The organism is Candidatus Rokuibacteriota bacterium (assembly GCA_030647435.1).
In the GTDB taxonomy this organism is placed as follows: domain Bacteria; phylum Methylomirabilota; class Methylomirabilia; order Rokubacteriales; family CSP1-6; genus AR37.
In genome coordinates this window covers 122,448-148,007 of the sequence record JAUSJX010000097.1, presented here as the reverse complement: position 1 = coordinate 148,007, position 25,560 = coordinate 122,448, and the positions used below count along the sequence as shown (strand labels likewise).

Annotated in this window: 24 protein-coding genes; 8 read left to right on the top strand and 16 right to left on the bottom strand. The window is 68.3% G+C overall.

What is annotated here, in order from left to right; all coding sequences use genetic code 11:
- Position 1: 1 nt before the first annotated feature.
- Genes coaBC through Q7W02_17540 form a run of 4 tightly spaced genes read right to left on the bottom strand, consistent with a single transcriptional unit; the run spans position 2 to position 2,975 of the window.
- Complete coding sequence (coaBC, locus tag Q7W02_17555) at positions 2-1,234, bottom strand: bifunctional phosphopantothenoylcysteine decarboxylase/phosphopantothenate--cysteine ligase CoaBC (GenBank protein MDO8477968.1); 1,233 nt, start codon at positions 1,232-1,234, stop codon at positions 2-4.
- Positions 1,235-1,240: 6 nt separating this feature from the next.
- The gene (gene rpoZ, locus Q7W02_17550; protein MDO8477967.1) at positions 1,241-1,453 is read right to left on the bottom strand and encodes a DNA-directed RNA polymerase subunit omega; all 213 of its coding nucleotides are present in this window, start codon (positions 1,451-1,453) and stop codon (positions 1,241-1,243) included.
- Positions 1,453-2,064: a guanylate kinase gene (gmk, locus tag Q7W02_17545; GenBank protein ID MDO8477966.1), complete on the bottom strand. Its 612-nt coding sequence runs from the start codon at positions 2,062-2,064 to the stop codon at positions 1,453-1,455. The genes rpoZ and gmk overlap by 1 nt, the downstream gene beginning before the upstream one ends.
- 26 nt (positions 2,065-2,090) lie before the next feature.
- A complete protein-coding gene (locus Q7W02_17540; GenBank protein MDO8477965.1) occupies positions 2,091-2,975 on the bottom strand; it encodes a YicC/YloC family endoribonuclease in 885 nt (294 codons plus the stop codon).
- A gap of 173 nt (positions 2,976-3,148) precedes the next feature.
- Here Q7W02_17540 and Q7W02_17535 point away from each other — a divergent pair, with 173 nt between their 5' ends.
- From Q7W02_17535 to Q7W02_17525, 3 genes are all read left to right on the top strand, one after another.
- A complete protein-coding gene (locus Q7W02_17535) occupies positions 3,149-4,240 on the top strand; it encodes an ABC transporter substrate-binding protein (protein ID MDO8477964.1) in 1,092 nt (363 codons plus the stop codon).
- Between the two features lie 14 nt (positions 4,241-4,254).
- Positions 4,255-5,022 (top strand): ABC transporter ATP-binding protein, encoded by a 768-nt coding sequence (locus Q7W02_17530; protein MDO8477963.1) that lies wholly within the window; start codon positions 4,255-4,257, stop codon positions 5,020-5,022.
- Positions 5,023-5,120: 98 nt separating this feature from the next.
- On the top strand, positions 5,121-5,939 hold the full coding sequence (locus Q7W02_17525; GenBank protein MDO8477962.1) for an ABC transporter permease: 819 nt from the start codon (positions 5,121-5,123) through the stop codon (positions 5,937-5,939).
- Positions 5,940-5,965: 26 nt separating this feature from the next.
- Here Q7W02_17525 and Q7W02_17520 read toward each other — a convergent pair whose 3' ends face one another.
- From Q7W02_17520 to pyrR, 10 genes are all read right to left on the bottom strand, one after another.
- Complete coding sequence (locus tag Q7W02_17520) at positions 5,966-7,174, bottom strand: hypothetical protein (protein ID MDO8477961.1); 1,209 nt, start codon at positions 7,172-7,174, stop codon at positions 5,966-5,968.
- Between the two features lie 323 nt (positions 7,175-7,497).
- The gene (gene hpt, locus Q7W02_17515; GenBank protein MDO8477960.1) at positions 7,498-8,037 is read right to left on the bottom strand and encodes a hypoxanthine phosphoribosyltransferase; all 540 of its coding nucleotides are present in this window, start codon (positions 8,035-8,037) and stop codon (positions 7,498-7,500) included.
- Positions 8,037-8,651: an orotate phosphoribosyltransferase gene (pyrE, locus tag Q7W02_17510; protein ID MDO8477959.1), complete on the bottom strand. Its 615-nt coding sequence runs from the start codon at positions 8,649-8,651 to the stop codon at positions 8,037-8,039. The genes hpt and pyrE overlap by 1 nt, the downstream gene beginning before the upstream one ends.
- Complete coding sequence (gene pyrF / locus Q7W02_17505; protein ID MDO8477958.1) at positions 8,648-9,400, bottom strand: orotidine-5'-phosphate decarboxylase; 753 nt, start codon at positions 9,398-9,400, stop codon at positions 8,648-8,650. Before pyrF ends, pyrE begins: the two co-directional genes overlap by 4 nt.
- On the bottom strand, positions 9,384-12,599 hold the full coding sequence (gene carB / locus Q7W02_17500) for a carbamoyl-phosphate synthase large subunit (protein ID MDO8477957.1): 3,216 nt from the start codon (positions 12,597-12,599) through the stop codon (positions 9,384-9,386). Before carB ends, pyrF begins: the two co-directional genes overlap by 17 nt.
- A 3-nt stretch (positions 12,600-12,602) precedes the next feature.
- Positions 12,603-12,869, bottom strand: coding sequence for a hypothetical protein (locus Q7W02_17495; GenBank protein MDO8477956.1), 267 nt, complete (start codon positions 12,867-12,869; stop codon positions 12,603-12,605).
- Between the two features lie 4 nt (positions 12,870-12,873).
- The gene (gene carA / locus Q7W02_17490; protein ID MDO8477955.1) at positions 12,874-13,992 is read right to left on the bottom strand and encodes a glutamine-hydrolyzing carbamoyl-phosphate synthase small subunit; all 1,119 of its coding nucleotides are present in this window, start codon (positions 13,990-13,992) and stop codon (positions 12,874-12,876) included.
- On the bottom strand, positions 13,989-15,263 hold the full coding sequence (locus Q7W02_17485) for a dihydroorotase (GenBank protein ID MDO8477954.1): 1,275 nt from the start codon (positions 15,261-15,263) through the stop codon (positions 13,989-13,991). Before Q7W02_17485 ends, carA begins: the two co-directional genes overlap by 4 nt.
- Positions 15,260-16,186: an aspartate carbamoyltransferase catalytic subunit gene (locus Q7W02_17480; protein ID MDO8477953.1), complete on the bottom strand. Its 927-nt coding sequence runs from the start codon at positions 16,184-16,186 to the stop codon at positions 15,260-15,262. The genes Q7W02_17485 and Q7W02_17480 overlap by 4 nt, the downstream gene beginning before the upstream one ends.
- Before the next feature lie 3 nt (positions 16,187-16,189).
- Positions 16,190-16,786 carry a bifunctional pyr operon transcriptional regulator/uracil phosphoribosyltransferase PyrR gene (gene pyrR / locus Q7W02_17475; GenBank protein MDO8477952.1) on the bottom strand — a complete coding sequence of 199 codons (597 nt, stop codon included), beginning with the start codon at positions 16,784-16,786 and terminating at the stop codon, positions 16,190-16,192.
- 529 nt (positions 16,787-17,315) lie between these two features.
- Here pyrR and tsaE point away from each other — a divergent pair.
- The 5 genes from tsaE (at position 17,316) to Q7W02_17450 (ending at position 22,665) form a co-directional block, all read left to right on the top strand.
- On the top strand, positions 17,316-17,951 hold the full coding sequence (tsaE, locus tag Q7W02_17470) for a tRNA (adenosine(37)-N6)-threonylcarbamoyltransferase complex ATPase subunit type 1 TsaE (protein MDO8477951.1): 636 nt from the start codon (positions 17,316-17,318) through the stop codon (positions 17,949-17,951).
- Positions 17,952-18,423: 472 nt separating this feature from the next.
- The gene (locus Q7W02_17465) at positions 18,424-21,714 is read left to right on the top strand and encodes an adenylate/guanylate cyclase domain-containing protein (protein MDO8477950.1); all 3,291 of its coding nucleotides are present in this window, start codon (positions 18,424-18,426) and stop codon (positions 21,712-21,714) included.
- 59 nt (positions 21,715-21,773) lie between these two features.
- Positions 21,774-22,016 (top strand): DsrE family protein, encoded by a 243-nt coding sequence (locus Q7W02_17460; protein ID MDO8477949.1) that lies wholly within the window; start codon positions 21,774-21,776, stop codon positions 22,014-22,016.
- 133 nt (positions 22,017-22,149) lie between these two features.
- Entirely contained in the window at positions 22,150-22,383 is a 234-nt protein-coding gene (locus Q7W02_17455) for a carboxymuconolactone decarboxylase family protein (protein MDO8477948.1), read from the top strand.
- A gap of 51 nt (positions 22,384-22,434) precedes the next feature.
- A complete protein-coding gene (locus Q7W02_17450; protein ID MDO8477947.1) occupies positions 22,435-22,665 on the top strand; it encodes a hypothetical protein in 231 nt (76 codons plus the stop codon).
- 196 nt (positions 22,666-22,861) lie between these two features.
- Here the strand turns inward: Q7W02_17450 and Q7W02_17445 are convergent, their stop codons facing one another.
- The gene (locus Q7W02_17445; GenBank protein ID MDO8477946.1) at positions 22,862-24,061 is read right to left on the bottom strand and encodes a CoA transferase; all 1,200 of its coding nucleotides are present in this window, start codon (positions 24,059-24,061) and stop codon (positions 22,862-22,864) included.
- A gap of 2 nt (positions 24,062-24,063) precedes the next feature.
- Positions 24,064-25,545: an AAA family ATPase gene (locus Q7W02_17440; GenBank protein MDO8477945.1), complete on the bottom strand. Its 1,482-nt coding sequence runs from the start codon at positions 25,543-25,545 to the stop codon at positions 24,064-24,066.
- Positions 25,546-25,560: the final 15 nt, after the last annotated feature.

The following is a 25,560-nucleotide window of genomic DNA, read 5'->3' as shown; positions in this document are numbered from 1 at the left end:
GTCAGCGAGAGGGCGTGCGGCGAGGCTTCGGGGCCGCGCGCAGCGCCAGCACGCGGTCCAGGATGGCGTGCGCCACCTGGATCTTGGTCATGCGCGGCAGGTCGAGCGCCCCGCCCCAGCGGTCCAGCAGGATGACCTGGTTGTCGTCGGCCTCGAAGCCGATGCCGTGCTGGCTGACGTCGTTGGCGACGAGGAGATCGATGCCCTTGGCGCGGAGCTTGTCGGCGGCGTGCGTCCGTACGTCGTTGGTCTCGGCGGCGAAGCCCACGAGAAAGGCGCCGCCCTTCTTCTGCGCCAGCTCTTTCAGGATGTCGGGGTTGGGCACGAGATCGAGGCTCCACCCGTCGCGCTTGCCGCCGGACTTGATCTTGGTCGCGCTCGGCCGCTCCACGCGGTAGTCGGCGACGGCGGCGGCCTTGATGACGACGGTCGCGGTACCCAGGTGCTGGAGCGCGGCCTCGCGCATCTCCTCGGCCGTCTGCACGGGGACGTAGACCGCACCCGCGGGCGGTTTGAGCGCCGTCGGCCCCGAGATCAGCACGACTTCCGCGCCGCGCCGGAGCGCCGCGGTCGCCACGGCGTGGCCCATCTTGCCCGAGGAGCGGTTCGAGAGGTAGCGCACGGGATCGATGGGCTCGCGGGTCGGCCCCGAGGTGACGAGCACGCGCTCGCCGGCGAGGTCGCGGACGGGCGTGAGCAGGCGCTCGACTTCTTCGACGATCACCTCGATCTCGGGCAGCCGGCCTCTGCCGCTCGACCCCGAGGCGAGCGCGCCCGCGTCGGGCTCGAGGACGCTCACGCCCCGCTCGCGCAGGGTGGCGACGTTGGCCTGCACGGCGGCGTGGTCCCACATGCCGCCGTCCATGGCAGGGGCCATGAGAACGGGGCACCGGGCCGCCAGCAGGAGCGTGGTGAGGAAGTCGTCGGCGATGCCGTGGGCGGCCTTGGCCAGGACATTGGCCGTGGCCGGCGCCACGACGAAGGCATGCGCCCGCTCGGCCAGCGCCACGTGCTCGACCGCGTCGTCGCTCTGCGGATCGAAGAGGTTCGACAGCACCGGCCGGCCCGACAGCGTCCGGAAGGTGAGGGGGGCGACGAAGTGCTCGGCGCCGGCCGTCATGACCACGGACACCTCGGCGCCGCGCGCGGTCAGCTCACGCAGCAGCAGCACCGCCTTGTAGGCGGCGATGCTGCCCGTGATGCCGAGAATGATCTGCTTGCCCGCGAGCGTCACGGCCGACTACTCCTTCGGGGCGTCCTCTTCGCGGACGCGGTAGCCGATCTTGGCCTCGGCGATCTCCTCGAGGGCCGTGCAGGTCGGCTTCTTGTGCTTGGTCTCGACCTGCGCCGCCGCGCCGCGGTTGAGTTGGCGCGCGCGCTTGGCCGCCAGGACCACCAGCAGGTAGCGGTTCGATACCTTGTCCAGGGACTGCTCGAGCGAGGGGAATGCCATTACTCTGGAACCTCCACGTCGGGAAATTTGAGAGTCAGCCGGCTCGTGCGCCAGCGCTCCGCCTGGATGACGGTGGCGAGCTGGTCCACGGCCTCCTTCACGTCGCGATTGATGATCAGGTAATCGTACTGCCGCCAGGCCGAGATCTCCTCGCGTGCCCGGGTGAGCCGGCGGGCGATCTCGACCGGCGCGTCGCTGTTGCGCTCCCTGAGCCGCGCCTCGAGCTCCTTCATGGACGGCGCCATGATGAAGATCGAGACCGCTTCGGGGTACCGCTGGCGCAGCTGCCGGGCGCCGTGCGTGTCGATATCGAGCAGCACGTCGAGCCCGCGGCTGAGCGCGCCCTCGAGCGCCCTCACCGGCGTGCCGTAGTAGTTGCCGTGAACCTCCGCCCACTCCGCGAACTCGTCCCGGTCGCGCATGTCGAGGAACTCGGCCTCGCTCACGAAGTGGAAGTCGGTGCCGTTGACCTCGCCCGCGCGCGGCAGGCGTGTCGTGTGCGAGACCGAGTAGAAGAGGTCGGGCACCAGGCGGCGCACCTCGTGACAGAGCGTGGTCTTGCCGGCCCCCGAGGGAGCCGAGACCACGACCAGCGCGCCGCGCCGCTTGATCAGCTCCATCTATCTCAGCACTTGCCTTATTCGATGTTCTGCGCTTGCTCGCGCAGTTTTTCGAGGGTGGACTTGGCGGCGATGGCGGCCTGCGAGAGCTCGAGGTCGTCCGCCTTGGAGCCGACCGTGTTCACCTCGCGGTTCATCTCCTGGATCAGGAAGTCGAGCGTGCGCCCCACGGCGCCGCCCTCGTCGAGCAGCCGCGCGAACTCGTCCATGTGCGCCCGGAGGCGCGCCAGCTCTTCGGTGATGTCGCTCTTCTCGGCCCACATCGCGACCTCGGTGGCGAGGCGCCCCTCGTCGAGCGGCGTCGCGCCGAGCAGCGCCTGGATGCGCTCGCGGAGCCGCTGCTGCTTGCGCTCGGTCGCCGCCGGCCCGCGCGCCGCCATCACGCCCACCTGCTCGCCCATGGCCGCCAACAGCGCGCGCAGCTCCTTGTCGAGTGCCGCGCCCTCGGTGTCGCGCCGCGCGCGGAGCTCTGCCAGCGCCTTGGCGAGCCCATCGTGGAGAAGCGGCCAGCCCTCTTCGGGAGACAGCGGCACCTGCTCCTCACGCGTGATCACGCCCGGTTGCTCGAGCATCCACTGGAGCGTCGGGATCCCGCCCAGCTTGAGCTCGTCGCCGGCCCTGCGGGCCATCTCGATGTACGCGCGCGCTTGCGCCATGTTGATCGTGAGGTCGGCCGAGGGCGCGCCTTCGATCGGGGCCACGCTCACGCCGACCTCGACCCGGCCGCGCTGGACCGCGCCCTGGATCACGCGCCGCGCGTCGAGCTCCAACGCCGAGAGGCCGCGCGGCAGCCGCAGCGCGATGTCGAGGTGGCGGTGGTTGAGCGACTTGCACTCCACAGACAGGCTCAAGCGGACCCCTGCGACTTCGGCGTGGCCATACCCGGTCATGCTGCGGATCATAGGGGCCTCTACCAGTCAGTGGAGGGGGAGGGAATCGCCGATTCCACTGACGGAGAATAGCCCAAAAAACCTTTGGTGTCAATGTGTTTGGGCCAATGCGCGATTGACACGGCATCGTAGGCAGGTGTACAGTGCCCGCCAGTTTCCCCACCGACCTCATGGAGGAATTCCCCATGGCACGAAAGCTCGACACCGCGGCCCCGTCGCGCCGCGATTTTCTCAAGACTGCCGGGCTGTTCGGCGGCATGGCCGCTGCCGGCTGGCCCGCGCTCGGACATGGCCAGGGGCTCAAGACGATCACGGCCTCCCACAGCGTCTCGACGTTCGTCTACGGCCAGCACCTGGTCGCCGCGCAGAAGAAGTTCTTCGAGGAGGAAGGGCTCAAGACTCCCGACTTTATCGTCCCGGGCGGCGGCGCCAAGGTCGTCCAGGCGCTCGCGGCGGGGCAGGTGCTGTTCGCCCTCGGCGACTCGAACCACCCGCTGAAGATCACGGAGAAGGGCAAGGACGCCCTCATGATCTTCGCCACCGACACGCGCTGCTCCTACGCCAACATCGTCGTGCGCAAGGAGCTCTTCGACAAGGGCGTCAAGAGCGTCGAGGCGCTGGCCGATCAGAAGCTGGTGGGCCGCAAGGCGGTGATCGCGGCGACGGCCATCGGCTCGGGCACCTACGTCTACGGCGTCTACGTGCTCAAGAACACGAAGGCCGCCGACGGCAAGCCCGTCAACGACTCCGTCGAGTGGGTCGGCGGCGGCGGTGACCTGACCATCCTCGGCGGGCTCAAGGCCGGTAAGTTCGACGCCATCATGGCCGTGCCCGAGTGGCAGTCCAAGGCCGTCGGCCAGGGCTTCGGCCAGCCCATCTACGACGTCCAGGACGAGAAGTCGTGGAACCGCGTGTTCGGCGGACCGATCCCGGTGACGGTGGGGTACGTGCTGAAGGAGACGATCGAGAAGTCGCCGGACCTGGTGCAGGGCTACGTCAACGCGTGCTACCGGGCGCAGCAGTGGATCCGCAAGGCCAAGGACGACGAGGTCGTGGACCTGCTCCAGAAGCCCTACCTCTCCACCTACACCCGCGAAGACATCCTGGAGTCCGTGCGCTACTACCGGACCATCTTCGACTGGGACTTCATCATCGAGGAGAAGGACTACGAGCGCGGGATGAAGGTGTGGGTGCCGCTCGCGGTGGAGAAACCCATTCCCTTCAAGCAGGCGGTGGACATGTCCTTCGTCAAGAAGGCGCAGGCCAAGTACAAGTAGTGCCGCTCGTCCGCATCGCGATTCGGGACCTCTCGAAGACCTTCGACACGGGCTCTCGAGAGGTCCCGGCAGTGTCCCGCGTGTCCTTCGACGTCCACGACAAGGAGTTCGTGGCCATCGTCGGCCCCTCCGGCTGCGGCAAGTCCACCATCCTCAACATGATCGGCTCGCTCATCGCGCCCTCCGGCGGCGAGATCCTGGTCGACGGCGAGCGCGTGGGCCCGCGCGCAGGCAAGCAGGTGGGCTACGTCTTCCAGAAGGACACGGTGTTTCCGTGGCGCACCGTGGCGCAGAATATCGCCCTCGGCCTCCAGTACCGGGGTGTGGCGACTGCGGAGATCCGCTCGCGGGTGACCGAGGCGGTTGCGCTCGCGGGGCTCGAGGGCTTCGAGGACGCCTTCCCCGCGACGCTCTCCGGCGGGATGCGCCAGCGCGTGGCCCTCATGCGCTCGCTGGTCGTCAACCCCGAGATCCTCTTGATGGACGAGCCCTTCGGCGCCCTCGACACCCACACCAAGCTCAACCTCCACGCCGAGCTGCTCTCACTCTGGGGCGCCCGGCAGCAGACGGTGGTCTTCGTCACCCACGACCTCTCGGAGGCCATCACGCTCGCCGACCGCATCGTCGTCATGACGCGGCGGCCTGGGCGCGTCAAGCTGGTCTACGACGTGATGCTGCCGCGGCCGCGCGACGTGATTCGCTTGCGCGAGACGGCCGAGTACCTGCGCGAGTACGGCGAGATCTGGCACGCGCTCGGCGAGGAATTCCAGGAGCGCGCGTGATGTTCGAGCTGAGACGCGGCCCGCTGTTCGAGCTGAGGGGCGGTCTCTGGCCGTCGCGAGGCGAGGCCCGAGTGGATCAGCGGCGAGGCGAGGGTTGAATGAAGACAAGGGATCGCTGGAGCGTGTGGGCGTGGCGGCTCGGCATCCTCGTGGTCTTTCTCGGGGCCTGGGAGTACCTGACCGGCATCAAGGCCATCTCGAAGACGCCGGGGCTCTACTGGATCGACCCCTTCTTCATCAGCCGGCCGTCCGTGATCGCGCAGCGCTTCCTGTACCTGACGTCGGACAAGGTCCGCCTGACCATCTGGCAGATGGCGCTCTCGACCATACAGTCCACCCTCTGGGGCTTTCTGGTCGGCATCACCACAGGCTTCGCCGCGGGGTTGGTGCTGGGGCGAAGCGACCGGATCGCGCGGATCTTCGACCCGTTCATCGTGGCCTTCAACTCGCTGCCGCGCATCGCCCTGGTCCCGCTCATCACCATGATCTTCGGCTTCGGCCTGCTCGCCAAGATCGTGCTCGCCTGGAGCATCGTCTTCTTCATCGTGTTCTTCAACACGTTCCAGGGCGCGCGGAGCGTGGACGCCGACCTCATCCACAGCGCCCGCTTCCTCGGCGCCGGCGACGGGCAGATCATGCGCACCGTGATCGTGCCCTCGACGCTTGCCTGGACCTTCGCGTCGCTGACGCCGTCCATCTCCTTCGCGCTGATCGGCGTGGTCGTGGGCGAGTTCATCGGCGGCGAGTCGGGCGGGGGGCTCGGCTACCTCATCATCCAATCGCTCGGCACGCTCAACTCCGCCGACATGATGGTGGCGCTCTTCGTCTTGGGCGCGATCGGCATCGTGATGGCGCTCGGCATCAGGCAGATCGAGACGCGCCTGCTCCGCTGGCGCCCCGAGTACCAGAAGCGCTAGCAGGCTGAGAGTTCTTCGGTGTGCTGCTAGGTGTCTGCGCTTGGCGTGTCGGGGTCGCCCCAGTGGCGCCAGACGTGTAGGCTCATCGCGCCCAGCCCTACCAGCACCGCCGCCGCCATGACGACTCCGCCCACGAACGGCAGCTGGTTGACGAGCGCCAGGACGGCCAGGGCCAGGATGAGCCACAGCACCCGCGTGGTCCTGGATCGCCGCCCGTGGCGGAGGAAGGTGCGGGCGCCGACATCACCCAGGAAGAAGACCGTCACGAGAAATCCCACGAGCAGCGCCGCGAAGTAGAGCACGAAGAGGATGAGCCCGAGCGGGATGCCGAGGATCGTGAGCATGGTCAGGATCGCGGCCACCGGTATGGCGACGACGAACAGGAGGCCGATGCCGAGACTCTTGGCCGGGTCCGAGCCGATGGTGTGCGAGGCGAGCACCGTGAAGCCGGGGAAGAGCAGGTAGAGGGCGACTCCCGTCACGATCAGTCCCGCCATGAAGAGGAGGCGCGAGACGGTGAGGAGGGCCGTGCCGGTGCGCGTAAGCGCGCGCGGCAGCTCCGGCAGGTTGTGGGTGACCCGGCCCTGGATCTTCGCCTTGCGGTCGATCTTTGCGTCCCGCGGGCTCCAGTACGTCAAGCTGCCCTTGATGCGCGCCGTCGGGAGCACTTCGATCTCCTGGGCGACCAGCTCGACGTCGCCCTGGAACTCTCCCGCGAGCACGATCACGGCGCCCGCCGCGTACAGCTTTTTCGCGATCCTTCCGCCTACGCGCACCTCGCCGCCGACCAGGCGTGCGCGCCCGTCTATGACCGCCTCGGGAGTCAGGACCACCGTGCCGCCGCCCGCGTTCAGGTTGCGCGCGACGTGCCCAGTGATCGTGACGGCGCCGCCGGCTGCGCGCACGTTGCGGACGACGTTGCCCCCGGCGACGACGGAGCCGGCGACGGCGATGAGGTTGCCTTCGACGCGCCCGGCGGTGACGACGCGGCCTCCGGCCGCGACGAGGTCGCCCTCCACGTCGGCCTGGATGTCCACCCCGCCGCCGAAGGCGTACAGGTCGCTGGCCACGGCGGGGCCGCTCTTGACCACCGTCTGGCCGACCTGTGGGTCGGCGGCGCGCGCGCCGGGCGCGGGAGCGAGGAGCGCCAGGGTCGCCACGGCCAGGCAGGTGCGGGTCAGCCGCGCGTAAAAGTCCACGTCGAGAGTGTCCCCTCGCGCGCGCGTCTTCGTCAAGCGGCTAGCAGGCGGCTGAAAAAGGCCCATCTGCTTCGTTGACGCCCTCGGTCGCACGCTCGTGGCCGTTCGAGCTGAGTGGCGGTGCCACGAGGCGAGGGCTGAGATAGTCGTACGCGTGCGGAATCAACTCAGCCCTCGTCTCACGACGGCATACGCCGTCGCTCAACTCGAACAGCGGGGCGTCGCCTCGCATCTGGACCTTTTTGAGCCGCCTGCGGGTTCTTCAGCGGCCTGCTAGGCGAGGCGGGCGTGGCAGTTCGAGCTGAGGGCGGAGCCCGAGGCGAGGGCTGAATAAAGCCGGCGAGCTGGAGAGGCTGGGACTAGGCGAGGCGGGCGATGTACGGGAGATTGCGATACTGCTCCTGCGCGTCGAGGCCGTAGCCGACCACGAAGACGTCCGGGATCTCGCGGCCGACATAGTGCAGGGTGACGTCGGCGGGCCGCGCGCGCCGCTTGACGACGAAAGCGCAGGTCCGGAGCGAGGCGGGCCGGCGCGTCTGGAAGTTGCGCAGGAGATAGGAGAGGCTGAGGCCGCTGGCGCAGATACCTTCGACCACGAGGACGTCCTTGCCCTCGAGCGGCTCGTCGAGGTCTTTCCTGATGCGGACGACTCCGGAGGTCGTCACCTGGCCATACGGGACGATGGAGATGAAGTCGAGCGTCGCCGGCACCGTGAGAGCGCGCAGCAGGTCCGCGAGGAAGACGGCGGCGCCTTTGAGCACGCCGACCAGGTGGAGGGGCTTGTCGGCGTAGTCGGCCGAGATTTGGAGGGCCAGCCGCGCCACCTCCGCGCGGATCGCCGATTCGTCCAGCAGCACCTCGCCGACGCCGTCGCCTACGCCATCGCCAACGGGGGCCATCAAGCGAACCGGCTGGCCTTGATGAACTCGCGGGATTGCGCGATCGAGGCCGCGTCCACCGCTCCCGTGCGCTCCCATTCGTCGAAGCACTGGGAGATGGTCAGGATGGTGTGGAGCGCGTACCCCTTGGAGGCGAGGAGCTCGCGGCCGCCCTGCTCGCGGTCGATCAGGATGACGAGGTCCTTGACGATGAGCCCCGCCTCCTCGAGCACCTCGATCGCCTCGAACTTGCTGCCGCCGTCCGTGATGATGTCGTCGATCAGGACCACGCGGTCCCCCGGCTTGAACACGCCCTCGATGCGCCGCTTGGTGCCGTAGCTCTTCTCTTCTTTCCGGGGGTAGATGAGGGGCAAATTGCCGGCGAGGGATGCCGAGACCGCGAGCGGCAGGCCCGCGTAGGGGATGCCGGCGATGCGTTCGCCCGCGCAGCGGCTCACCTCGGCGGCCATGAGCACGCCGATCCGCCGCAGGACGTCGGGGTAGCAGATCACCACGCGGAGATCGATGTAGAAGGGCGACTTGATCCCGGATTTGAGGGTGAACTCGCCGAAGCGGATGGTCCCGATCTCGAAGAGGCGCTGGATCAGCACCGCGTGCTCGGTGTTCGGGCTCATGCGCGCATCTCGGACAGGATGCCCTCGGCCGCCCGGGCGGGGTCGGCCGCGCCCGTGATCGGGCGCCCCACGACGAGATAGTCGGCCCCCGCCTCGACCGCGGCCCGCGGCGTGGCCACGCGCGACTGGTCGTGGTGCTCGCTGCCTGCCGGCCGCACGCCCGGCGTGACGACGGTCCACCCGTGCCCCATGGCGTTCCGGATGGCGCGGATCTCGTTCGGGGAGGCGACGTTGCCGTCGAGCCCGGCCTCGCGCGCGAGCGTACAGAGGTGGAGCACGTGCCCCTCGACCGAGGAGGCGACGTGCAGCTCGCCCGCCAGCGCGGCGCGGTCGAGGCTCGTCAGCACGGTGACCGCGATGACGAGCGGGCGGGGAAGGCCGAGGGTGTGGGCGGCTTCGGCGGCGCCGCGGGACGCTGCGCTCATCATGGCGCGCCCGCCCGAGGCGTGGACGTTGAACATGAAGACGCCCAGCCTCACGGCCTCTCGCGCCGCCCCTTCGATGGTGTTCGGGATGTCGTGGAACTTGAGATCGAGGAACACCTGGCCGCCGCGCTTCCGCACGGCGTCGACGACGGCCGGGCCGGCGGCGGTGAAGAGCTGCGAGCCGATCTTGAAGCGCGTCACCTGGCCGGCGAGCGCGTCCACGAGCCCGGTCGCGCGGTCGAGCGAGTCGACGTCGAGCGCGACTATTAGCCGATCCGCGGGTAGCCGATCCGCGGGCAACCGGTCCTTAGGATCGCGGGGCATGGTAGTCCTGGAGCGGCTGCACGGTCATCTCTCCTTTGAGCAGCGCCTCGATGCCGCCGACCGCCGCCTGGGCGCCGTCCACCGTCGTGTAGTAGGGGATGTTCTGCGTCACCGCCGTCCTGCGTATGAGGTAGGAGTCCTTGCGGGCCCGGCCGTCCTCCGGCGTGTTGAAGACCAGGGCGATCTCGCCGCGCTTCATGAGGTCCACGACGTTGGGGCGCAGGCTTTCGTTGACCTTGTGGACCAACTCGACCGTCATGCCCTGGCGCCTGAGGAGCTTGGCCGTGCCGACGGTGGCCACGAGCGAGAAGCCCATTTCGGCCAGCCGCTTGGCGGCCTGCAGCACGGCGCGCTTGTCGCGGTTCTTGACCGAGAGGAACACCTTGCCGGACGTCGGCAGCGGCGAGCCGGCGGCGATCTGCGCCTTGATATAGGCTTTGCGGAAGTCGCGGTCGATGCCCATGACCTCGCCCGTGGATTTCATCTCCGGCCCGAGGACCACGTCCACCCCCGGGAACTTCACGAAGGGGAAGACCGCCTCCTTGACCGCGATGTGCCCCACCTCGCGCTCCTCGGCGAAGCCGAGGTCGCGCAGGCGCTGCCCCAGCATCACCTTGGTCGCGAGCTTCGCCAGCGGCACGCCGATGGCCTTGGAGACGAACGGCACGGTACGCGAGGCTCGCGGATTGACCTCGAGCACGTAGACCGTCTCGTTCTTGATCGCGAATTGGATGTTGAGGAGCCCGATCACGCCCAGCTCGCGGGCGAGGGCGCGGGTCTGGACCTTGATCCGCTCGATCTGGTCGTCGCCGAGCGAGTAGGGGGGCAGGGCGCAGGCCGAGTCGCCCGAGTGGATCCCGGCTTTTTCGATGTGCTCCATGACGCCGCCCACCACGACGCGCTCGGCGTCCGCGATGGCGTCCACGTCCACCTCGATGGCGTCCTCGAGGAACTTGTCCACGAGGACCGGGTGCTCGTCGCTCACCCGCACGGCCTCGGACATGTAGCGCTGGAGATCCTCGCGGTCCCAGATGATCTGCATGGCCCGCCCGCCGAGCACGTAGGAGGGGCGGACCAGCACCGGGTAGCCGATTCCCTCGGCGATCCGCTCGGCTTCGTCGTACGAGCGCGCGGTCTCGCCCGGGGCCTGCTGGAGCCGCAGGTCGGTGAGCAGCGCGGCGAAGCGCTTGCGGTCCTCCGCGCGGTCGATGGCGTCCGGCGGCGTGCCGAGGATGGGCACGCCCGCCTTTTCGAGCGGGACGACCAGCTTGAGCGGCGTCTGCCCGCCGAACTGGACGATGACGCCCCGCGGCCGCTCGCGCTCCACGACGTTCATCACGTCCTCGAAGGTGAGCGGCTCGAAGTAGAGCCGGTCGGAGGTGTCGTAGTCGGTGGAGACCGTCTCCGGGTTGCAGTTGACCATGATCGCCTCGACGCCCGCCTCCTTGAGCGCGAAGGCCGCGTGCACGCACGCGTAGTCGAACTCGATGCCCTGGCCGATGCGGTTGGGGCCGGAGCCGAGGATGACGACCTTCTCCCGGTCGGTGGCCGGCGCCTCGTCCTCCTCCTCGTACGTCGAGTAGAGGTAGGGCGTGTGCGCGACGAACTCAGCGGCGCAGGTGTCCACCATCTTGAAGGTCGCCCTGATCCCGGCCCGCAGGCGCGCGGCCCGGACCTCGGCCTCCGTCGTTCCGCAGAGCTCGGCGATCCTCCTGTCCGCGAAGCCCATCTGCTTGGCCTGCCGCAGCACGTCGGCATCGCCGAGCCCCGCGGCGCTGATCTCGCGCTCGAACTCGACGATCTCGCGGATGTTCTCGAGGAACCACGGGTCGATGGCGGACAGCGCGCGGAGCTCCTGCGTGCCCATCCCGCGGCGATAGCCCTCGGCGACGGCGAAGCAGCGCTCGGCATTGGGCACCCGGATCTTCTGGCGCAGTCCCTCGTCGTCGGCCGGCGCCTTGTCCATCACGAGCCCCCAGCGGTCCTGCTCGAGCGACCGGACGGCCTTCTGGAGCGCCTCCTTGAAGGTCCGCCCGATGGCCATGGCCTCGCCTACCGACTTCATCTGCGTCGTCAGCGTCTGGTCCGCCTCGGGGAACTTCTCGAAGGCCCAGCGCGGGAACTTGACGACGCAGTAGTCGATCGCGGGCTCGAAGGAGGCCGGCGTCTCCCGCGTGATGTCGTTCCGCAGCTCATCCAAGGTAAACCCCACCGCCAATTTGGCGGCGATCTTGGCGATGGGGAAGCCCGTCGCCTTGGAGGCCAGCGCCGAGGAGCGGGAGACGCGCGGGTTCATCTCGATGACGACCATGCGCCCGTCCGCCGGGTTGACGCCGAACTGGATGTTGGAGCCGCCCGTCTCGACGCCGATCTCGCGGATGATGGCGAGCGAGGCGTCGCGCATCCGCTGGTACTCCTTGTCGGTCAGCGTCTGGGCGGGCGCCACGGTGATCGAGTCGCCCGTGTGGACGCCCATCGGGTCGAAGTTCTCGATCGAGCAGATGATGACGACGTTGTCGGCGAAGTCGCGCATGACCTCGAGCTCGAACTCCTTCCAGCCGATCACCGACTCCTCGACGAGGACCTGGCCCGCGGGGCTCTGCTGGAGCCCCCACCTGACGGCCGCTTCGAGCTCCTCCGGGTTGTACGCGATGGACCCGCCCGTGCCGCCGAGCGTGAACGACGGGCGGATGATGAGGGGGAAGCCGATCTTGTGAGCGCGCAGGCTGGCGACGGCGTCCTCGTGGCTCCGCGCGAAGAAGCCCTTGGGCATCGCGAGGCCGATCCGCGCCATCGCCGCGGCGAAGAGGTGTCGGTCCTCGGCCGTCTTGATGGCGGGCAGCTTGGCGCCGATCAGCTCGACGCCGAAGCGGTCGAGCGTGCCGTCCTCCGCCAGCGTCACCGCGAGATTGAGCGCCGTCTGGCCGCCGACCGTCGGCAGCATGGCGTCGGGCCGCTCGCGCTCGATGACCTTGGCAACGAACTCCGGGGTGAGCGGCTCGATGTAGGTGCGGTCCGCCATCTCGGGGTCGGTCATGATGGTCGCCGGGTTCGAGTTGACCAGGACGACCTCGAAGCCTTCTTCCCGCAGCGCCTTGCAGGCCTGGGTGCCCGAGTAGTCGAACTCGCAGGCCTGGCCGATGACGATGGGCCCGGAGCCGATCAGCAGGATCTTCCGGATGTCGGTGCGCTTCGGCACGTGCTACGCCTCGACGGCCCCGTAGACGATGGAGGTCTCGGGCGCGGCCTCTTCGCGTTTGTAGAGCACGTCGTCGAGCCGTCCGGAGCCGATCCAGACCGCTTCGCCGTTGCCCCAGAGCTTTTCGCCCAGCACGCTCATGCGCTTTTCCACGCGCTCCTTGATGGCGTGCCCCTCCATGGCGAGCTCGCTCTCGACGGTGAAGGCGGCCCACTCCGGCTTCTGGCCCGTCTCCTCGGTCTTCCGGTACGAGATCAGGTATTTGGGCATCCGATCACCCTCCTTCCATGGTCTTGATGAACCGTTGGAACAGGTAGTGAGAGTCGTGAGGCCCCGGCGAGGCCTCGGGGTGGTACTGGACGGAGAAGACGGGCAGCTCGCGGTGGCTCATGCCCTCCGAGGTGCCGTCGTTCAGGTTGACGTGCGTCTCGACGAGCCCGGCCTTGTCCACCGACTTCGGGTCCACGGCGAAGCCGTGGTTCTGCGCGGTGATCTCGACACGCCCGGTCAGTAGGTCTTTCACCGGATGGTTGGCGCCGTGATGGCCGAACTTGAGCTTGTAGGTCCTGCCGCCGAAGGCCAGCCCCAGGATCTGGTTGCCGAGGCAGATGCCGAAGATCGGCGCCTTGCCGATGATCCCGCGGACGGATTCGACCAGGTACGGCACGCCCTCCGGGTCGCCCGGGCCGTTCCCGAGGAAGACGCCGTGAGGCTTCCGCTCGAGCACGGCCGCCGCCGGCGTATTCGCGGGCACCACCTCGACCTCGCAGCCCACCGAGGACAGCTCGCGCAGGATATTGCGCTTGATCCCCGAGTCGAAGGCGACGACGCGGAAGCGCGCCTTGGGCGGGCGCGTGTAGCCCTTGGCGATGGTCCATTCACCCTCGCTCCAGACGTATGGCGCGTCCACGGTTACTTCGCGGACGAGGTCCCGGCCGACCAGGCCCGGCAGGGCCCGCGCCCGCTCGACGACGCGCCCCGCATCCGCGTCCTCGGTCGAGATGATGCCCTCTTGCGCGCCGTGGTCCCGCAGGTGGCGCGTGAGCGCGCGCGTGTCGATGCCCTGGATGCCGACGATGCCGTGCTCGCGCATGTAGTCCTGGATCGCCACGCGCCCGCGCCAGTTCGACGGGTACGCGCAGGCCTCCTTCACGATGAAGCCGTTGACCCACGGCCGCCGTGACTCGACGTCTTCCGGGTTGATCCCGTAGTTGCCGATGAGCGGGTAGGTCATGCAGACGAGCTGTCCGTGGTACGACGGGTCGGTCATGATCTCCTGGTAGCCCGTCATGGAGGTGTTGAAGACCACCTCCCCGTGGGCCTCGCCCGCGGCGCCGCAGGCCCGGCCCTTGAAGACGCGCCCGTCGGCGAGCGCGAGCAGCGCGGCCGTCATGCCGGGACTACCATGCCGCCGACGATCGTCATCACGGCCGCGCCGGTGCCCGTGAAGCCCGCGAAGGGCGTGTTGCGGGCGCGCGAGCGGAACTTCCCGGGCTCGACCGTCCACGCGCGCTCGAGGTCAAGCACGGTGATGTCCGCCGGCGCGCCCTGCGCCAGGCTTCCGCCGGGCAGGTTCAGCAGCCGCGCGGGTCCCGGGGAGAGCCGCTGGACGAGCGTGGGCAGGTCCATGCGCCCGGCGCGCACCAGCCGGTCGAGCAGCAGCGGCACCGCCGTCTCGAGACCGACCACACCGTTGGCGCACTCCCCGAACTCGCCCTCCTTCTCGGACAGCGCGTGCGGGGCGTGGTCCGTCGCGATGCAGTCGATGGTGCCGTCGAGGAGGCCCTCGAGCACCGCCTCGACATCGCGCTTGGTGCGGAGCGGCGGCGCCATCTTGGTGTTGGGGTCGTACTCACGCACGGCCTCGTCCGTCAGCAGGAGGTGGTGCGGCGTCACCTCGGCCGTCACCCGCACGCCGCGCGCCTTGCCGTCGCGGACGAGGCGGACCGACCCAGCCGTCGAGACGTGGGCGATGTGGACGTGCGCCCCCGTCAGCTCCGCCAGCAGGATGTCGCGCGCGACCATGACGTCCTCGGCGGCCCAAGGCTGGCCCAGGAGCCCGAGCTCGGTCGAGACCAGCCCCTCGTGCATCGCTCCGCTGTGGGCCAGGTGCTCGTCCTCGGCGTGGCTGATGATGGGCGTGCCGAAGGGCAGGGCGTACTCCATCGCGCGGCGGTAGATCTCGGCGTTCATCACGCACTTGCCGTCGTCGGAGAAGGCGACGCAGCCGGCCTCGGCCAGCTCGGCCATCTCGGCGAGCTCCTGCCCCTGGAGCCCGCGCGTGACGGCGCCGATCGGGTAGACCCGCACGACGCCTTCGACGCGCGCCTTGGCCAGGATGTAGTCGGTGACCGAGCGGTTGTCGTTGACGGGCAGCGTGTTCGCCATGCAGGCGACGGCCGTGAAGCCTCCCGCCGCCGCCGCGCGCGTGCCGCTGGCGATGGTCTCCTTGTACTCGTAGCCCGGCTCGCGGAAGTGGACGTGGATGTCGATCAGGCCCGGGCAGACGACCTTGCCCGCGGCGTCCACGATCTCGGTGCCCTCCGGGGCCTTGAGTCCCCTGCCGACCTTCCCAATGGCGCCGTCGGCGACGAGCACGTCGGCCACGGCGTCGAGGTCGTTGGCGGGATCCACGACGCGGCCGCCCTTGATGAGGAGGCTCATGCCGCCTTCCCTCCCGCCAGCAGGTAGAGCACGGCCATGCGCACCGCCACCCCGTTGGTGACCTGGTCGAGGATGACCGAGTACTGGCTGTCGGCGACCTCGGGCGAGATCTCGACGCCGCGGTTCACCGGCCCGGGATGCATGATCAGGACGTCGGGGCGGCAGTGCTTGAGCCGGTCGAGACCCAGCCCCCACACGCGCGAGTACTCGCGCAGCGAGGGGATGAAGCCGCCCGTCATCCGCTCGTGCTGGAGGCGGAGCATCATGATGACGTCGGCGTGCGCGATGGCTTCCTCCAGCCGGTGGCTGACCTTGACGCCCATCTCCTGGCAGGCGGGCGGGATCAGCGTCGGCGGCCCCGCCACCGTCACCGTCATGCCCATCTTGCGCATGCCGTGGATGTTGGAGCGCGCCACGCGGCTGTGGGTGATGTCGCCCACGATGGTGACGTTGAGCCCCTCGAGGTGGCCCTTCTTCTCACGGATCGTGAGGAGGTCGAGCAGCGCCTGGGTCGGGTGCTCGTGCGCCCCGTCGCCCGCGTTGACCACCGAGCACTTGAGGTGCTTGGCGAGCAGCGCGGGGCCGCCCGCCGCCTTGTGGCGCACCACGACCACGTCCGGGCTCATGGCCTCGATGTTCTTCGCCGTGTCGAGGAAGCTCTCGCCCTTCTCTGCGCTCGAGCCCGAGACGGAGAAGTTGATGACGTCGGCCGAGAGCCACTTGCCCGCGATCTCGAAGGAGGTGCGCGTCCGCGTCGAGGCTTCGTAGAAGAGGTTGACGACGGTCTTGCCGCGCAGCGCCGGCACCTTCTTGATCTCGCGGGTCGCGATCTCCTTCATCGACTCGGCCGTGTCGAGCAGGTCGGTGATCTCGGCCGGTTCGATGTCCTGCATGCTGACGAGGTCCTTCCGCGTCCAAGGCATGGCTTACTCCTCCCGTTCTTTCTTCGCTCGCCTCGCCTCCGGCTGCGGCTCGCCCTCCACGGGCTCCTGGATGACGACGCGGTCCTGGCCGTCGTGCTCGCGGAGCATGACGGCGACGGTTTCCTTGCGGCTCGTGGGCAGGTTCTTGCCGACGTAGTCGGGACGGATGGGCAGCTCGCGGTGGCCCCGGTCGACCAGGACGGCCAGCCGGATCACGCGCGGGCGGCCCAGGTCCATGAGCGCGTCCATGGCCGCCCGGATCGTCCGGCCGGTGAACAGGACATCGTCCACGAGTACGACCGTCAGGTTCTTGAGCGGGAAGGGGATCTCGGTGCTCCGGACCTGGGGCTGCTCCGCGCGGCTGCCGAGATCGTCACGGTAGAGCGTGATGTCGAGCGCGCCCACCGCGGGGCGCTTGCCCTCGATCCCGGCGATCTTCTCGGCGATGCGCCCGGCGAGCGTCTCGCCGCGCGTCTTGATGCCGACGAGCGCCAGGTCGGCGCCGCCCGCCTGCTCAACGATCTCATGCGCGATGCGCGTCAGCGCACGGTCGAGCCCCGCCTGGTCCAGCACTTCCGCCTTCTGCTTCGGGGCGGTCACGGCGCCGCCTCTCCCTCTCCCCGCTGGGGAGAGGGCCGCAGTTCGAGCTGAGACGTTGGCGGCGAGGCGAGGGCTGAGAAGGTGAGGGGGCCCGCCGCCGGGCAAAAAAAACGCCCCGAATACAGATCGGGGCCGCACAGCCTAGTCTCCATGTGCTTCATGCCTGCTCCTTGCGGGCCTCTCAGGGTCCGCTTAAAGGAGAGAATCAAGATACGGCGTTACTTTACCTCCCGGGTGCGTGCGGTGTCAAGGGGTGACCGTGCCTTCTCGCATGGTGACGGTGTTGTCGAAGGGCCCCGGGTTCATGATCGGCACCCGATCGGCCGGCGGGAGCAGCTCGCTCGCGGCCCTATCCTGCCGACACTCGGCGACCACGAGCAGGGCGAGGCCTTCTCGCGTGCCATCGGGAGGACAACATGCTGGATGAGGCCCTCTGGGATCCCGATAACGAAGCCGTTTGGCAGGAAAAGGTCCCGGGCGAAAACCGGGCGATCACCCTCCGGCACCCCACGTACCCGTACCCTGGGCTGTGGACGACCACAAACCCCGACGATCTGACGAAGATCGCAGCCGCATATCTTCGGAAGGTCGTAGGCAAGTTCGGCCTGCGCCGAGTGGGGCGAGGAGGCCATGGTCGCCGGCGACATCATCGAGGCCATCCCCGCCGCGCTTCGGCGGCGGGGATGGGGCGAAGGAGACCTTTGCTTCCCGCAGCCCGGAGGACACCCAGGCCATCGGGGCGCGGCTGGGCGCGCGGCTCACGGCGGGCGACGTCGTCGCCTGCATCGGTGAGCTCGGGGCGGGGAAGACCTGCTTCCTCCAGGGCCTGGCCCGCGGCTTGGGCGTCCAGGCCGACGTGACGAGCCCGACCTTCGTCCTGATCAACCACTACCGCGGCCGGCTGCCCGTCTATCACGTCGACGCCTACCGGACGGAGAGCCTCACCGAGCTGGTGGACCTGGGCGTCGAGGAGCTCTTCCACGGCGACGGGGTGACCGTCGTCGAGTGGGCCGACAAGCTCCTGCCGCTCCTGCCGCCTCACGCGATCACGGTGACCATCACGGGGCTGGGCGACGAGCCCCGCCAGATCCCCCTCGCCCGCCAGATCCCCCTCGAAGGTCCCGTCAGCCTCGTCGGCTGCGCGGAATCGGTTCCAGGGGGCTGAAGGCCTGCTCGCGGGAGCAGTAGGGGCATGAAGCACCTTGACAATCGCTGAGATAGAGGCGCAGAGTTCCCGTGCTTCGAATCGGACCCCCGGCAGCCAGTCGCTGATTTCGCTGAGCGAGTGGGGCGTCCCTGGGGCCGGTTGGTCCGCGAACCCGGCTGGCAGGGGCAGCCCGCTTTGCCGGTCGGCCTGGGGGAGCTTGGCTATGCAGTGTCCGCGTTGCCAGATTGCTAACCGCGACGGCGCTGAGTTCTGCCGAGACTGCGGAACGCGTCTCGAAGTCACCTGCTCGGCGTGTGACAGCCGGCTTGAGCCGGGAAGCAAGTTCTGCGATAGCTGTGGCACCGTATTGCTGACTTCTGCCCAACCATCAGCAGCAACCCGCTTCGCCTCACCGGGCAACTACACTCCGAAACACCTCGCCGAGAAGATTCTGACCTACCGGAGTTCCCTCGAGGGAGAGCGAAAGCAGGTGACGGTCCTTTTCGTGGACGTCCTGGGATTCACCGCCCTCTCGGAGCAGCGCGACCCGGAGGACGTCCACGGCTTCATGACCCGGGCTTTCGAATTGATGTTGGCCGAGGTTCACCGCTACGAGGGAACCGTCAACCAGTTCCTCGGCGACGGCATCATGGCTCTGTTCGGGGCCCCGATCGCCCACGAGGACCATCCCCAGCGAGCGGTGCGCTCGGCGCTCGGAATCCGCAGGGTCCTGCATGAGTACGGGGACGAGCTGCGGCGTCGGCACGGGATCAGTTTCCAGGTCCGGCAGGGGCTCAACACGGGGCTTGTGGTCGTCGGGGGAATCGGCAGCGATCTCCGAATGGACTACACGGCGGTCGGCGATACCACGAACGTCGCAGCGAGGTTGCAGCAGGCCGCTGATCCCGGCCGTATCGTGACATCCGAGGCCACCCACCGCCTGGTCGCGGGATACTTCTACACGCGGCCGTTGGGCGATCTTGTAGTCAAGGGGAAGGCCGGGCCTGTCACCGCCTGGGAGGTCATTTCCGCCCGAACGCCGCGGAGCCGCTTCGAGGTAGAAACCGAGCGGGGCCTTTCGCCCTTCGTGGGCCGTGAGCGCGAGATGGGGCTCCTCGCCGACTGCTTTGAAAAGGCCAAGAGCGGCCACGGGCAGCTCGTCTTTCTCGCCGGAGAACCGGGTATCGGGAAGTCTCGCCTCCTCTTCGAGTTCCGCCGCCGCCTCGGCGGGGATATGACCTGGCTCGAAGGGCACTGCTTGTCCTTCGGTCGCTCCATCGCCTTTCATCCCCTAATCGACCTGCTCAAGAGCAACTTCAAGATCGAAGAGGGTGACGTAGAGGGGACGATCGTGGAGAAGATCGACCGGAATGTCCTCCGCCTCGGCGAGGATCTCCGGCCGACTCTCCCGTACCTCCGCTATCTGCTTTCGGTGGATGCCGGGGATCCGGCGGTCCTGACCATGGATCCGAAGCAGCGCCGCGCAGCGATGTTCGACGCCCTCCGCCGTCTCCTTGGGCGGGCCGCCGAGGTGCGCCCCCAGGTCGTGATCTATGAGGACGTGCACTGGATGGACAAGGCCAGCGAGGAAATGCTGGCCGCGACGGCCGACATCATCCCCACGAGCCGGTTCCTCCAGATCCTGACCTACCGGACCGGGTACACGCACCCCTTCGGCGACCGGACCTACCATACGCGGATTGCCCTCGATGTGCTGTCCAGCGACGACAGCGCGGAGTTGGCGCGGGCGATCCTGGCCGCCCAGAGCCTCCCGGAGGACCTCATGGCGTTGATCGCCAGGAAGGCCGAGGGCAATCCCTTCTTCGTCGAGGAGGTCGTGAAGTCCCTTCGCGAGCTCAAGGTCATCCGGCCGTCGGGGGGCGGCTATGTCCTGGCCAAGCGCCTCGATGAGACCGTGGTCCCGGACACGATCCAGGACATCATCATGGCCCGGATCGACCGGCTCGAGGAGGGGCCCAAGAAGACGCTCCAGTTGGCGTCGGTCATCGGCCGGGAGTTCACCCGACGCCTCCTGGACCGGATCGCCGACGCTCGGGAGCCGACGGGCGAATCGCTGCGCGAGCTCGAAGCGCTCGAGCTGATCTACGAAAAGAGCCTCTTCCCCGAGCTGGCGTACCTGTTCCGGCACGCGCTCACCCAGGAGGTGGCGTATCAGTCGCTGCTGGTGCATCGGCGCAAGGAGCTCCATCACCAGATCGGGGTGGCGATCGAAGAAATGTACGCGGACCGGCTGGCCGAGCACTACGAGGTGCTGGCCCACCACTTCTCCAGGGGAGCGGAGCCGGGCAAAGCGCTCGATTACTTCCTCAAGGCAGGAGACAAGACCGCCCAGGCCTTCGCCAATCGCGAGGCGCGGGCGCTTTATGAGCAGGCGCTGGAGCTTCTCGGGGAAGGGGATCCGAAGCGTGCCGAAGTGCTGAAGAAGCTCGCCACCATCACCCAGTACCTCGGGGACGCCGACGCGAGCCTCGCGTACGCGGAATCGGCGGTCGGACTGTACGAAGCCCTGGGTGACAAGCGCAACGCGGTGGCCATGCATCTGCACATTCAGGTCCTCTACGGATGGCAGTGGGACGGAGCCCGCGAGGACATGGGTCTGAAACACCTCGAAGCGGCCGCGGCCCTGGTCGAAGACGATCCGGACAGTGTCGAGAAAGGACTTGTCTATCAGCGCACGGGTCATATGTACCTGCACCGGAGCGAGCCGACGACCACCTGCGCGTGGGCGCAGCGGGCGGTGGACATGTTCGCGCGGCTCGGGGTTTCCATGGGTACCTCGTTCGGCACCGCGATGGCCTACACGGGACATCTGGATCAGGGGATCGCCTACAGCGAGAAGAACTGGGAGCCGGTGCGCAAGGGTGCGATCCCCGTTGCGATGGCGGTGATGGGTCACGAACTGTCCCTTATCCTGGCCCTGGCGCGTGATGTCCCCCGGGCCACAGAATGGGGCGAGCGGGTGCTCCCGGAGGTGGTAAAGACGAGCCCCGTCTTCGAATCTATGCTGAGGCGTCCCCTTGTCTTGATTTACGCCCTCTCCGGCGACCGGACGAAGGCGGAAGAGACCTGCCAGGCTGTGGAGCGAATCGAGGCCAAGACGCTGCTCGGCTGCATCTATGAGGACGGGGCCGCGCTCGGATTACACTACCTGCGCCGCGGGGAGTGGGAGAAGGCCCGGGCCTATCTCGAGCACGCTCTGTCGCGCTACGAGGAGGAGCGAAGGAATGTCTCGGCCGCCAGCGCCTGTCTCCTCTTCCTCGGCGCGGTTCATGTGGAGTCGGGCGATTTCCCCAAGGCGGAGCCGCTCCTGCTGAGGAGCCTCGACACCTCGAGCCGCGGGGGCAACGTCCTCCTTGCGCTCTGGGTCCTGCCGCTTCTCGCCGAGCTCTGCGTCAAAGCCGGACGGCACGCCCAGGCCGCCGACCACGTGAAACGGGGCTTCGAACTGCTCCGGCCGGGCTTGAACTGGTACGGGCTGCCGGCTCCGCTCTGGCTGGCCCAGGGCATGCTCGCCACCGGTCAGGGCCGCTGGGAGGAGGCTGCCCGGGCATTCGAGCAGGCCATCTCCCTCAATCGGCAGTTCGGCCTGCCTTACGACGAGGCGAAGGCTTGGCGCGAGCGCGGCCTGATGTACCTGGCCAGGGGCCGGAAGGGAGACCGGGAGCGCGCCCAGGCGGAGCTGGACTCGAGTCTGAAGCTTTTCGAGGCGGTCGGGGCCCAGAAGGATGTCGAGCGGATCCTGGCCAGGAAGGAGGGGTGAAAGGGGATCTAGGAGATCTTTCTTCCACATCAATGGTGACGGAGAAAGGAGTGATACGAATGGCTGATTATATGCTTTACGTGGGTTCGTACGGCATGGAGGACTCGTACCGAGCAGCTCTGGTCTTTGCTGCGGCAATCGCGGCCAGGGGGAAGAAGTATGAGGCCAAAGTGGCTCTGCTCGGTGACGGAGTGCTGCTCATGAAGGACGATATTGCTAAGCATACTAAGCCGCAAGGCCGAGATCGGATCGACAAATTAATCAAAGACGCACTCAAAGAAGGAGTGACGATTCACTGCTGAGACACCTGCATGACGGCCCGTGAGGTCGACGACAACGACATAAAAGGCAAGGCGACGAGGATGAAGTCAGATGAATTCGCCGAAAAGTGCTACCAGGCGAAACACGTAATTTCGATTTAGGGGGGAGGAAGACATGGCGCTTGTACCGTTTCTCGAGCGTGACCAGGTTCCGACGGATCACCCGTACGACACGGCCCAGAAGGTGGTCGGGCACGTCTTGAACTTCCACAAAGTGGTGGCGCATTCCCCCCGAGCGCTCGAGGGCTACGTGACGCTCAGCGTGGCGCTCAAGGAGATGCGGCTGGACCGCAAGCTGCGGGAGCTGGCCTATCTCAGGACCGCCCAGCTCAACCATTGCGACTACTGAGTCGCCCTGCACATCGCCCTCGGTCAGAGGGTGGGGCTCACGAAGGCGCAGATGGAAGGACTGGCCACCCATGGGGACAATCCAGCCGAATACAGTGAGCTCGAGCATCTGGTGATCCGCTATGCGGAGCAGCTCACGGCCACTGCCGCCACGGACGAGGCGCTGGACGCGGATCTCCGGAAGCACCTCTCGGACCGGGAGCTGGTCGAGCTGGCGGTGACGGTCGCCACGGCCAACGCCACCACGCGCATCTGCAATGCGCTGAAGATCGAAGTGGACTGACGACCAAGCGGGCGCCGGGAAGCCCCCGGCGCCCGCGTTCCCCTCCCGGAGTCCCCCAAAGAGGGGTGCTGTCCCCCTCTCTGAATCTAATTCTGGACGTTGACCGCTCCCGGCGCCCGTGATACCCGAGCGGCATGGACGAGGCCGCCCATGGGTAACATATTTGTGAGGCATCACCCTCGCCGTTCGGTAACACCTACTTCCGAGGCATCACGGCGCCGAGGGCGACGGCGCCCATCTCGGCCAGGCGCTTGATCTCGTCCTCGGCGTAGCCCAGCTCGCGCAGGACCTCGGCGGTGTGCTGGCCGAGGAGCGGGGCGGGGCGGCGGATCGAGGCGGGAGTCAGCGACGCGCGGGCGGGGAAGCCCAGCGCGTGCACCGGACCCAGGCCCGGCTGGTCCATCTCCGTGACGAGCCCCAGGTGCCTAACTTGAGGATCCTCGAAGACCTCGTGGAATTCGTAGACGGGACCGGCGGCGATGGAGGCGGCCTCGAAGCGCTCGACCCATTCGGCCGTCGGCGCCTTGCTGAGCCGCGTGTCCACGTACGCCTGGAACTCGTCGTAGCGCGAGATCCGCTCGGCGTTCGTTGCGAACCGCGGATCGGTCTCGAGCTCTGGCTCGCCGAGCGCGCCGCAGAAGCGCCCCCACTGGTTCGTGTTCATGATCACGATGTTGATGTAGCCGTCCTGCGTCTTGTACGCCCCGCCCGGGGCGATCGCCGGGTTGCGGTTGCCCTGGCGCGTGGGCCGGACGCCCGTGTCGAAGTAGATGGCGGTGGGATCGGGCAGCAGCGACAGGCTGGAAGCCAATAGATTCACGTCGAGGTACTGGCCGCGGCCGGCGCGGAAGCGGTAGACGAGCGCGGCGCAGACGCTGCCGAAGGCCACGAGGGCCGCCGAGAGATCCGACGTGGAGCCGGCCACCCGCGTCGGCGGATCGCCGGGGTGGCCGGTGAGCGCCATCAGGCCGCTCATGCCCTGGGCGATGGTATTGTAGCCGGGGCGCTTCGCATGCGGCCCCGTCTGGCCGAAGCCCGTGACCGAGACGTACACGACGGCCGGGTTCACGGCGCTCACCGCCTCGTAGCCCAGGCCGAGCTTGGCGGCCACTCCGGGCAGGAAGTTCTCCACGACCACGTCGGCCCGGCGCGCCAGCTCGAAGGCGACCTTGCTCCCCTCGGGGTTCTGGAGGTCGAGCGCAATGCCCCGCTTGTTGCGGTTGATGGCGCCGAAGGACGCGCTCATCCCATTCCGCCCGCGGAGCACGCGCAGGTCGTCGCCCGCCGGGGGGCGCTCGACCTTGATCACGTCGGCGCCGAGGTCGCCCAGGAGCGCGGCGCAGTACGGTCCCGCGATCACGCGCGAGAGGTCGAGGACGCGGATGCCGTCGAGCATGGTCACGAGGCAGGCACCGCCCGGCCCCGCGCCCACTCGCGCAGGTCCCCGACCTCCTCGGCCCGCGTGACGGACAGGGGCTTGGTCGCCTTGAGCTCCTCCAGGATGTGCTCGGTCGAAAGCTCCGTGCGCCGCGCGAAGGCCGTGTAGAGCGCGGCCACGACGGCCTGCTCGATCTCGGCGCCGCTGAAGCCCTCCGACGCCGCGGCGAGCGCGGGGAGGTCGAAGCCCGCGGGGTCGCGATGCCTGCGGATGAGATGGATGGCGAAGATCTGGCGGCGCTCATCGGCGGCGGGCAGGTCGATGAAGAAGATCTCGTCGAAGCGGCCCTTTCGCATGAGTTCAGGCGGCAGCGCGGTGATCTGGTTGCACGTCGCCACGAGAAAGACCGGCGCCTCGCGCTCCTGCATCCAGCCAAGCAGGCGCCCCAGGATGCGGCGCGAGAGCCCGCCGTCGGACTCGGAGCTCACGACCGACGCGAAGCCCTTCTCGATCTCGTCGATCATCAGCACGCAGGGCGCCATGCGCTCGGCCGTGGCCAGCGCCCGGTCGAGGTTCTTCTCCGACTCTCCGACGAACTTGTCGAAGAGCCGGCCCGGCTCGAGTCTCAGGAGCGGCAGCTCCCACGTCTTGGCGACGGCCTTGGCCGCCAGGCTCTTGCCGCAGCCTTGGACGCCCAGGAGCAGGATGCCGCGCGGTGCCTCGACGCCGAACTGCTTGGCCTCGGGCGTGAAGGCATTCCGGCGCTTCTCGAGCCAGGCCTTGAGGCCGCGCAGGCCGCCCACGTCGTCGAGGCCCTCTTTCTGCGGCACGCAGTCGAGCACCCGCTCGCGCGAGAGGATCTCCTTCTTCATCCCGGCGATCACCTCGATGTCGCGGGGGCCGAGCGTCAGGTCGTCGAGCACGGCGCGCGTCAGCGCGCGCTCCGCCTCGAAGAGCGTCAAGCCCCGGAGCGCCGCGGCCATCTTGTCGAGGATGTCGGGAGCGGGCGGCGGCCCGAGCCGGTGCTGGCGCGCGAGATTGCCGAAGACCTCCTGCGCGAGCGCGCGGAGGTCGGCCTCGGTCGGCAGCTCGAGCTTGACGAGGCTCGCCAGGGCGGCCAGCTCCGAGGGCAGCTCTACGCGCGGGGCCGTGAGCACGATGGCGCGCCGGTCGCGCGCGAAGGTGCGCGCCAGGTCCTGGAGCGTCCGGACCACGGCCGCGTCGCCCAGCGAGCGGTAGAGGTCCTTCATGAGATAGATGCCCTCGTTGGGCAGGTCGGCGAGGTTGCGGAGCGCCTTGAGCGGCTCCTTGGTGTCGTAGAGGGCGTCGAGCGCGCCGGCGCGCCGGAGGCCGCGCGTCATGGTCCAGACGAAGAGCGGGATCCTGAGCCGCTGGGCGACGCGCTCGAGCGCCTGCTCGACACGCTCCTCCTCGAGCGTTTCGATGGCGATGAGAGGCGTGCGGGAGGTGATGAGGATCTCGAGGGTCCGGAGCGCGTCCATATCGGGTTCTCAGTC

What these genes read in the sequence shown, in the direction of transcription:
- Q7W02_17445 (MDO8477946.1), bottom strand. Translation starts at nt 24,061, where the DNA reads ATGCTCGACGGCATCCGCGTCCTCGACCTCTCGCGCGTGATCGCGGGA.
- pyrF (MDO8477958.1), bottom strand. Translation starts at nt 9,400, where the DNA reads ATGCCCCGCGATCCTAAGGACCGGTTGCCCGCGGATCGGCTACCCGCG.
- Q7W02_17450 (MDO8477947.1), top strand. Translation starts at nt 22,435, where the DNA reads ATGGAAGGACTGGCCACCCATGGGGACAATCCAGCCGAATACAGTGAG.
- Q7W02_17460 (MDO8477949.1), top strand. Translation starts at nt 21,774, where the DNA reads ATGGCTGATTATATGCTTTACGTGGGTTCGTACGGCATGGAGGACTCG.
- Q7W02_17455 (MDO8477948.1), top strand. Translation starts at nt 22,150, where the DNA reads ATGGCGCTTGTACCGTTTCTCGAGCGTGACCAGGTTCCGACGGATCAC.
- Q7W02_17525 (MDO8477962.1), top strand. Translation starts at nt 5,121, where the DNA reads ATGAAGACAAGGGATCGCTGGAGCGTGTGGGCGTGGCGGCTCGGCATC.
- rpoZ (MDO8477967.1), bottom strand. Translation starts at nt 1,453, where the DNA reads ATGGCATTCCCCTCGCTCGAGCAGTCCCTGGACAAGGTATCGAACCGC.
- Q7W02_17540 (MDO8477965.1), bottom strand. Translation starts at nt 2,975, where the DNA reads ATGATCCGCAGCATGACCGGGTATGGCCACGCCGAAGTCGCAGGGGTC.
- Q7W02_17485 (MDO8477954.1), bottom strand. Translation starts at nt 15,263, where the DNA reads ATGAGCCTCCTCATCAAGGGCGGCCGCGTCGTGGATCCCGCCAACGAC.
- carA (MDO8477955.1), bottom strand. Translation starts at nt 13,992, where the DNA reads ATGACGGCCGCGCTGCTCGCGCTCGCCGACGGGCGCGTCTTCAAGGGC.
- hpt (MDO8477960.1), bottom strand. Translation starts at nt 8,037, where the DNA reads ATGGCCCCCGTTGGCGATGGCGTAGGCGACGGCGTCGGCGAGGTGCTG.
- Q7W02_17535 (MDO8477964.1), top strand. Translation starts at nt 3,149, where the DNA reads ATGGCACGAAAGCTCGACACCGCGGCCCCGTCGCGCCGCGATTTTCTC.
- Q7W02_17480 (MDO8477953.1), bottom strand. Translation starts at nt 16,186, where the DNA reads ATGCCTTGGACGCGGAAGGACCTCGTCAGCATGCAGGACATCGAACCG.
- pyrE (MDO8477959.1), bottom strand. Translation starts at nt 8,651, where the DNA reads ATGAGCCCGAACACCGAGCACGCGGTGCTGATCCAGCGCCTCTTCGAG.
- Q7W02_17440 (MDO8477945.1), bottom strand. Translation starts at nt 25,545, where the DNA reads ATGGACGCGCTCCGGACCCTCGAGATCCTCATCACCTCCCGCACGCCT.
- Q7W02_17495 (MDO8477956.1), bottom strand. Translation starts at nt 12,869, where the DNA reads ATGCCCAAATACCTGATCTCGTACCGGAAGACCGAGGAGACGGGCCAG.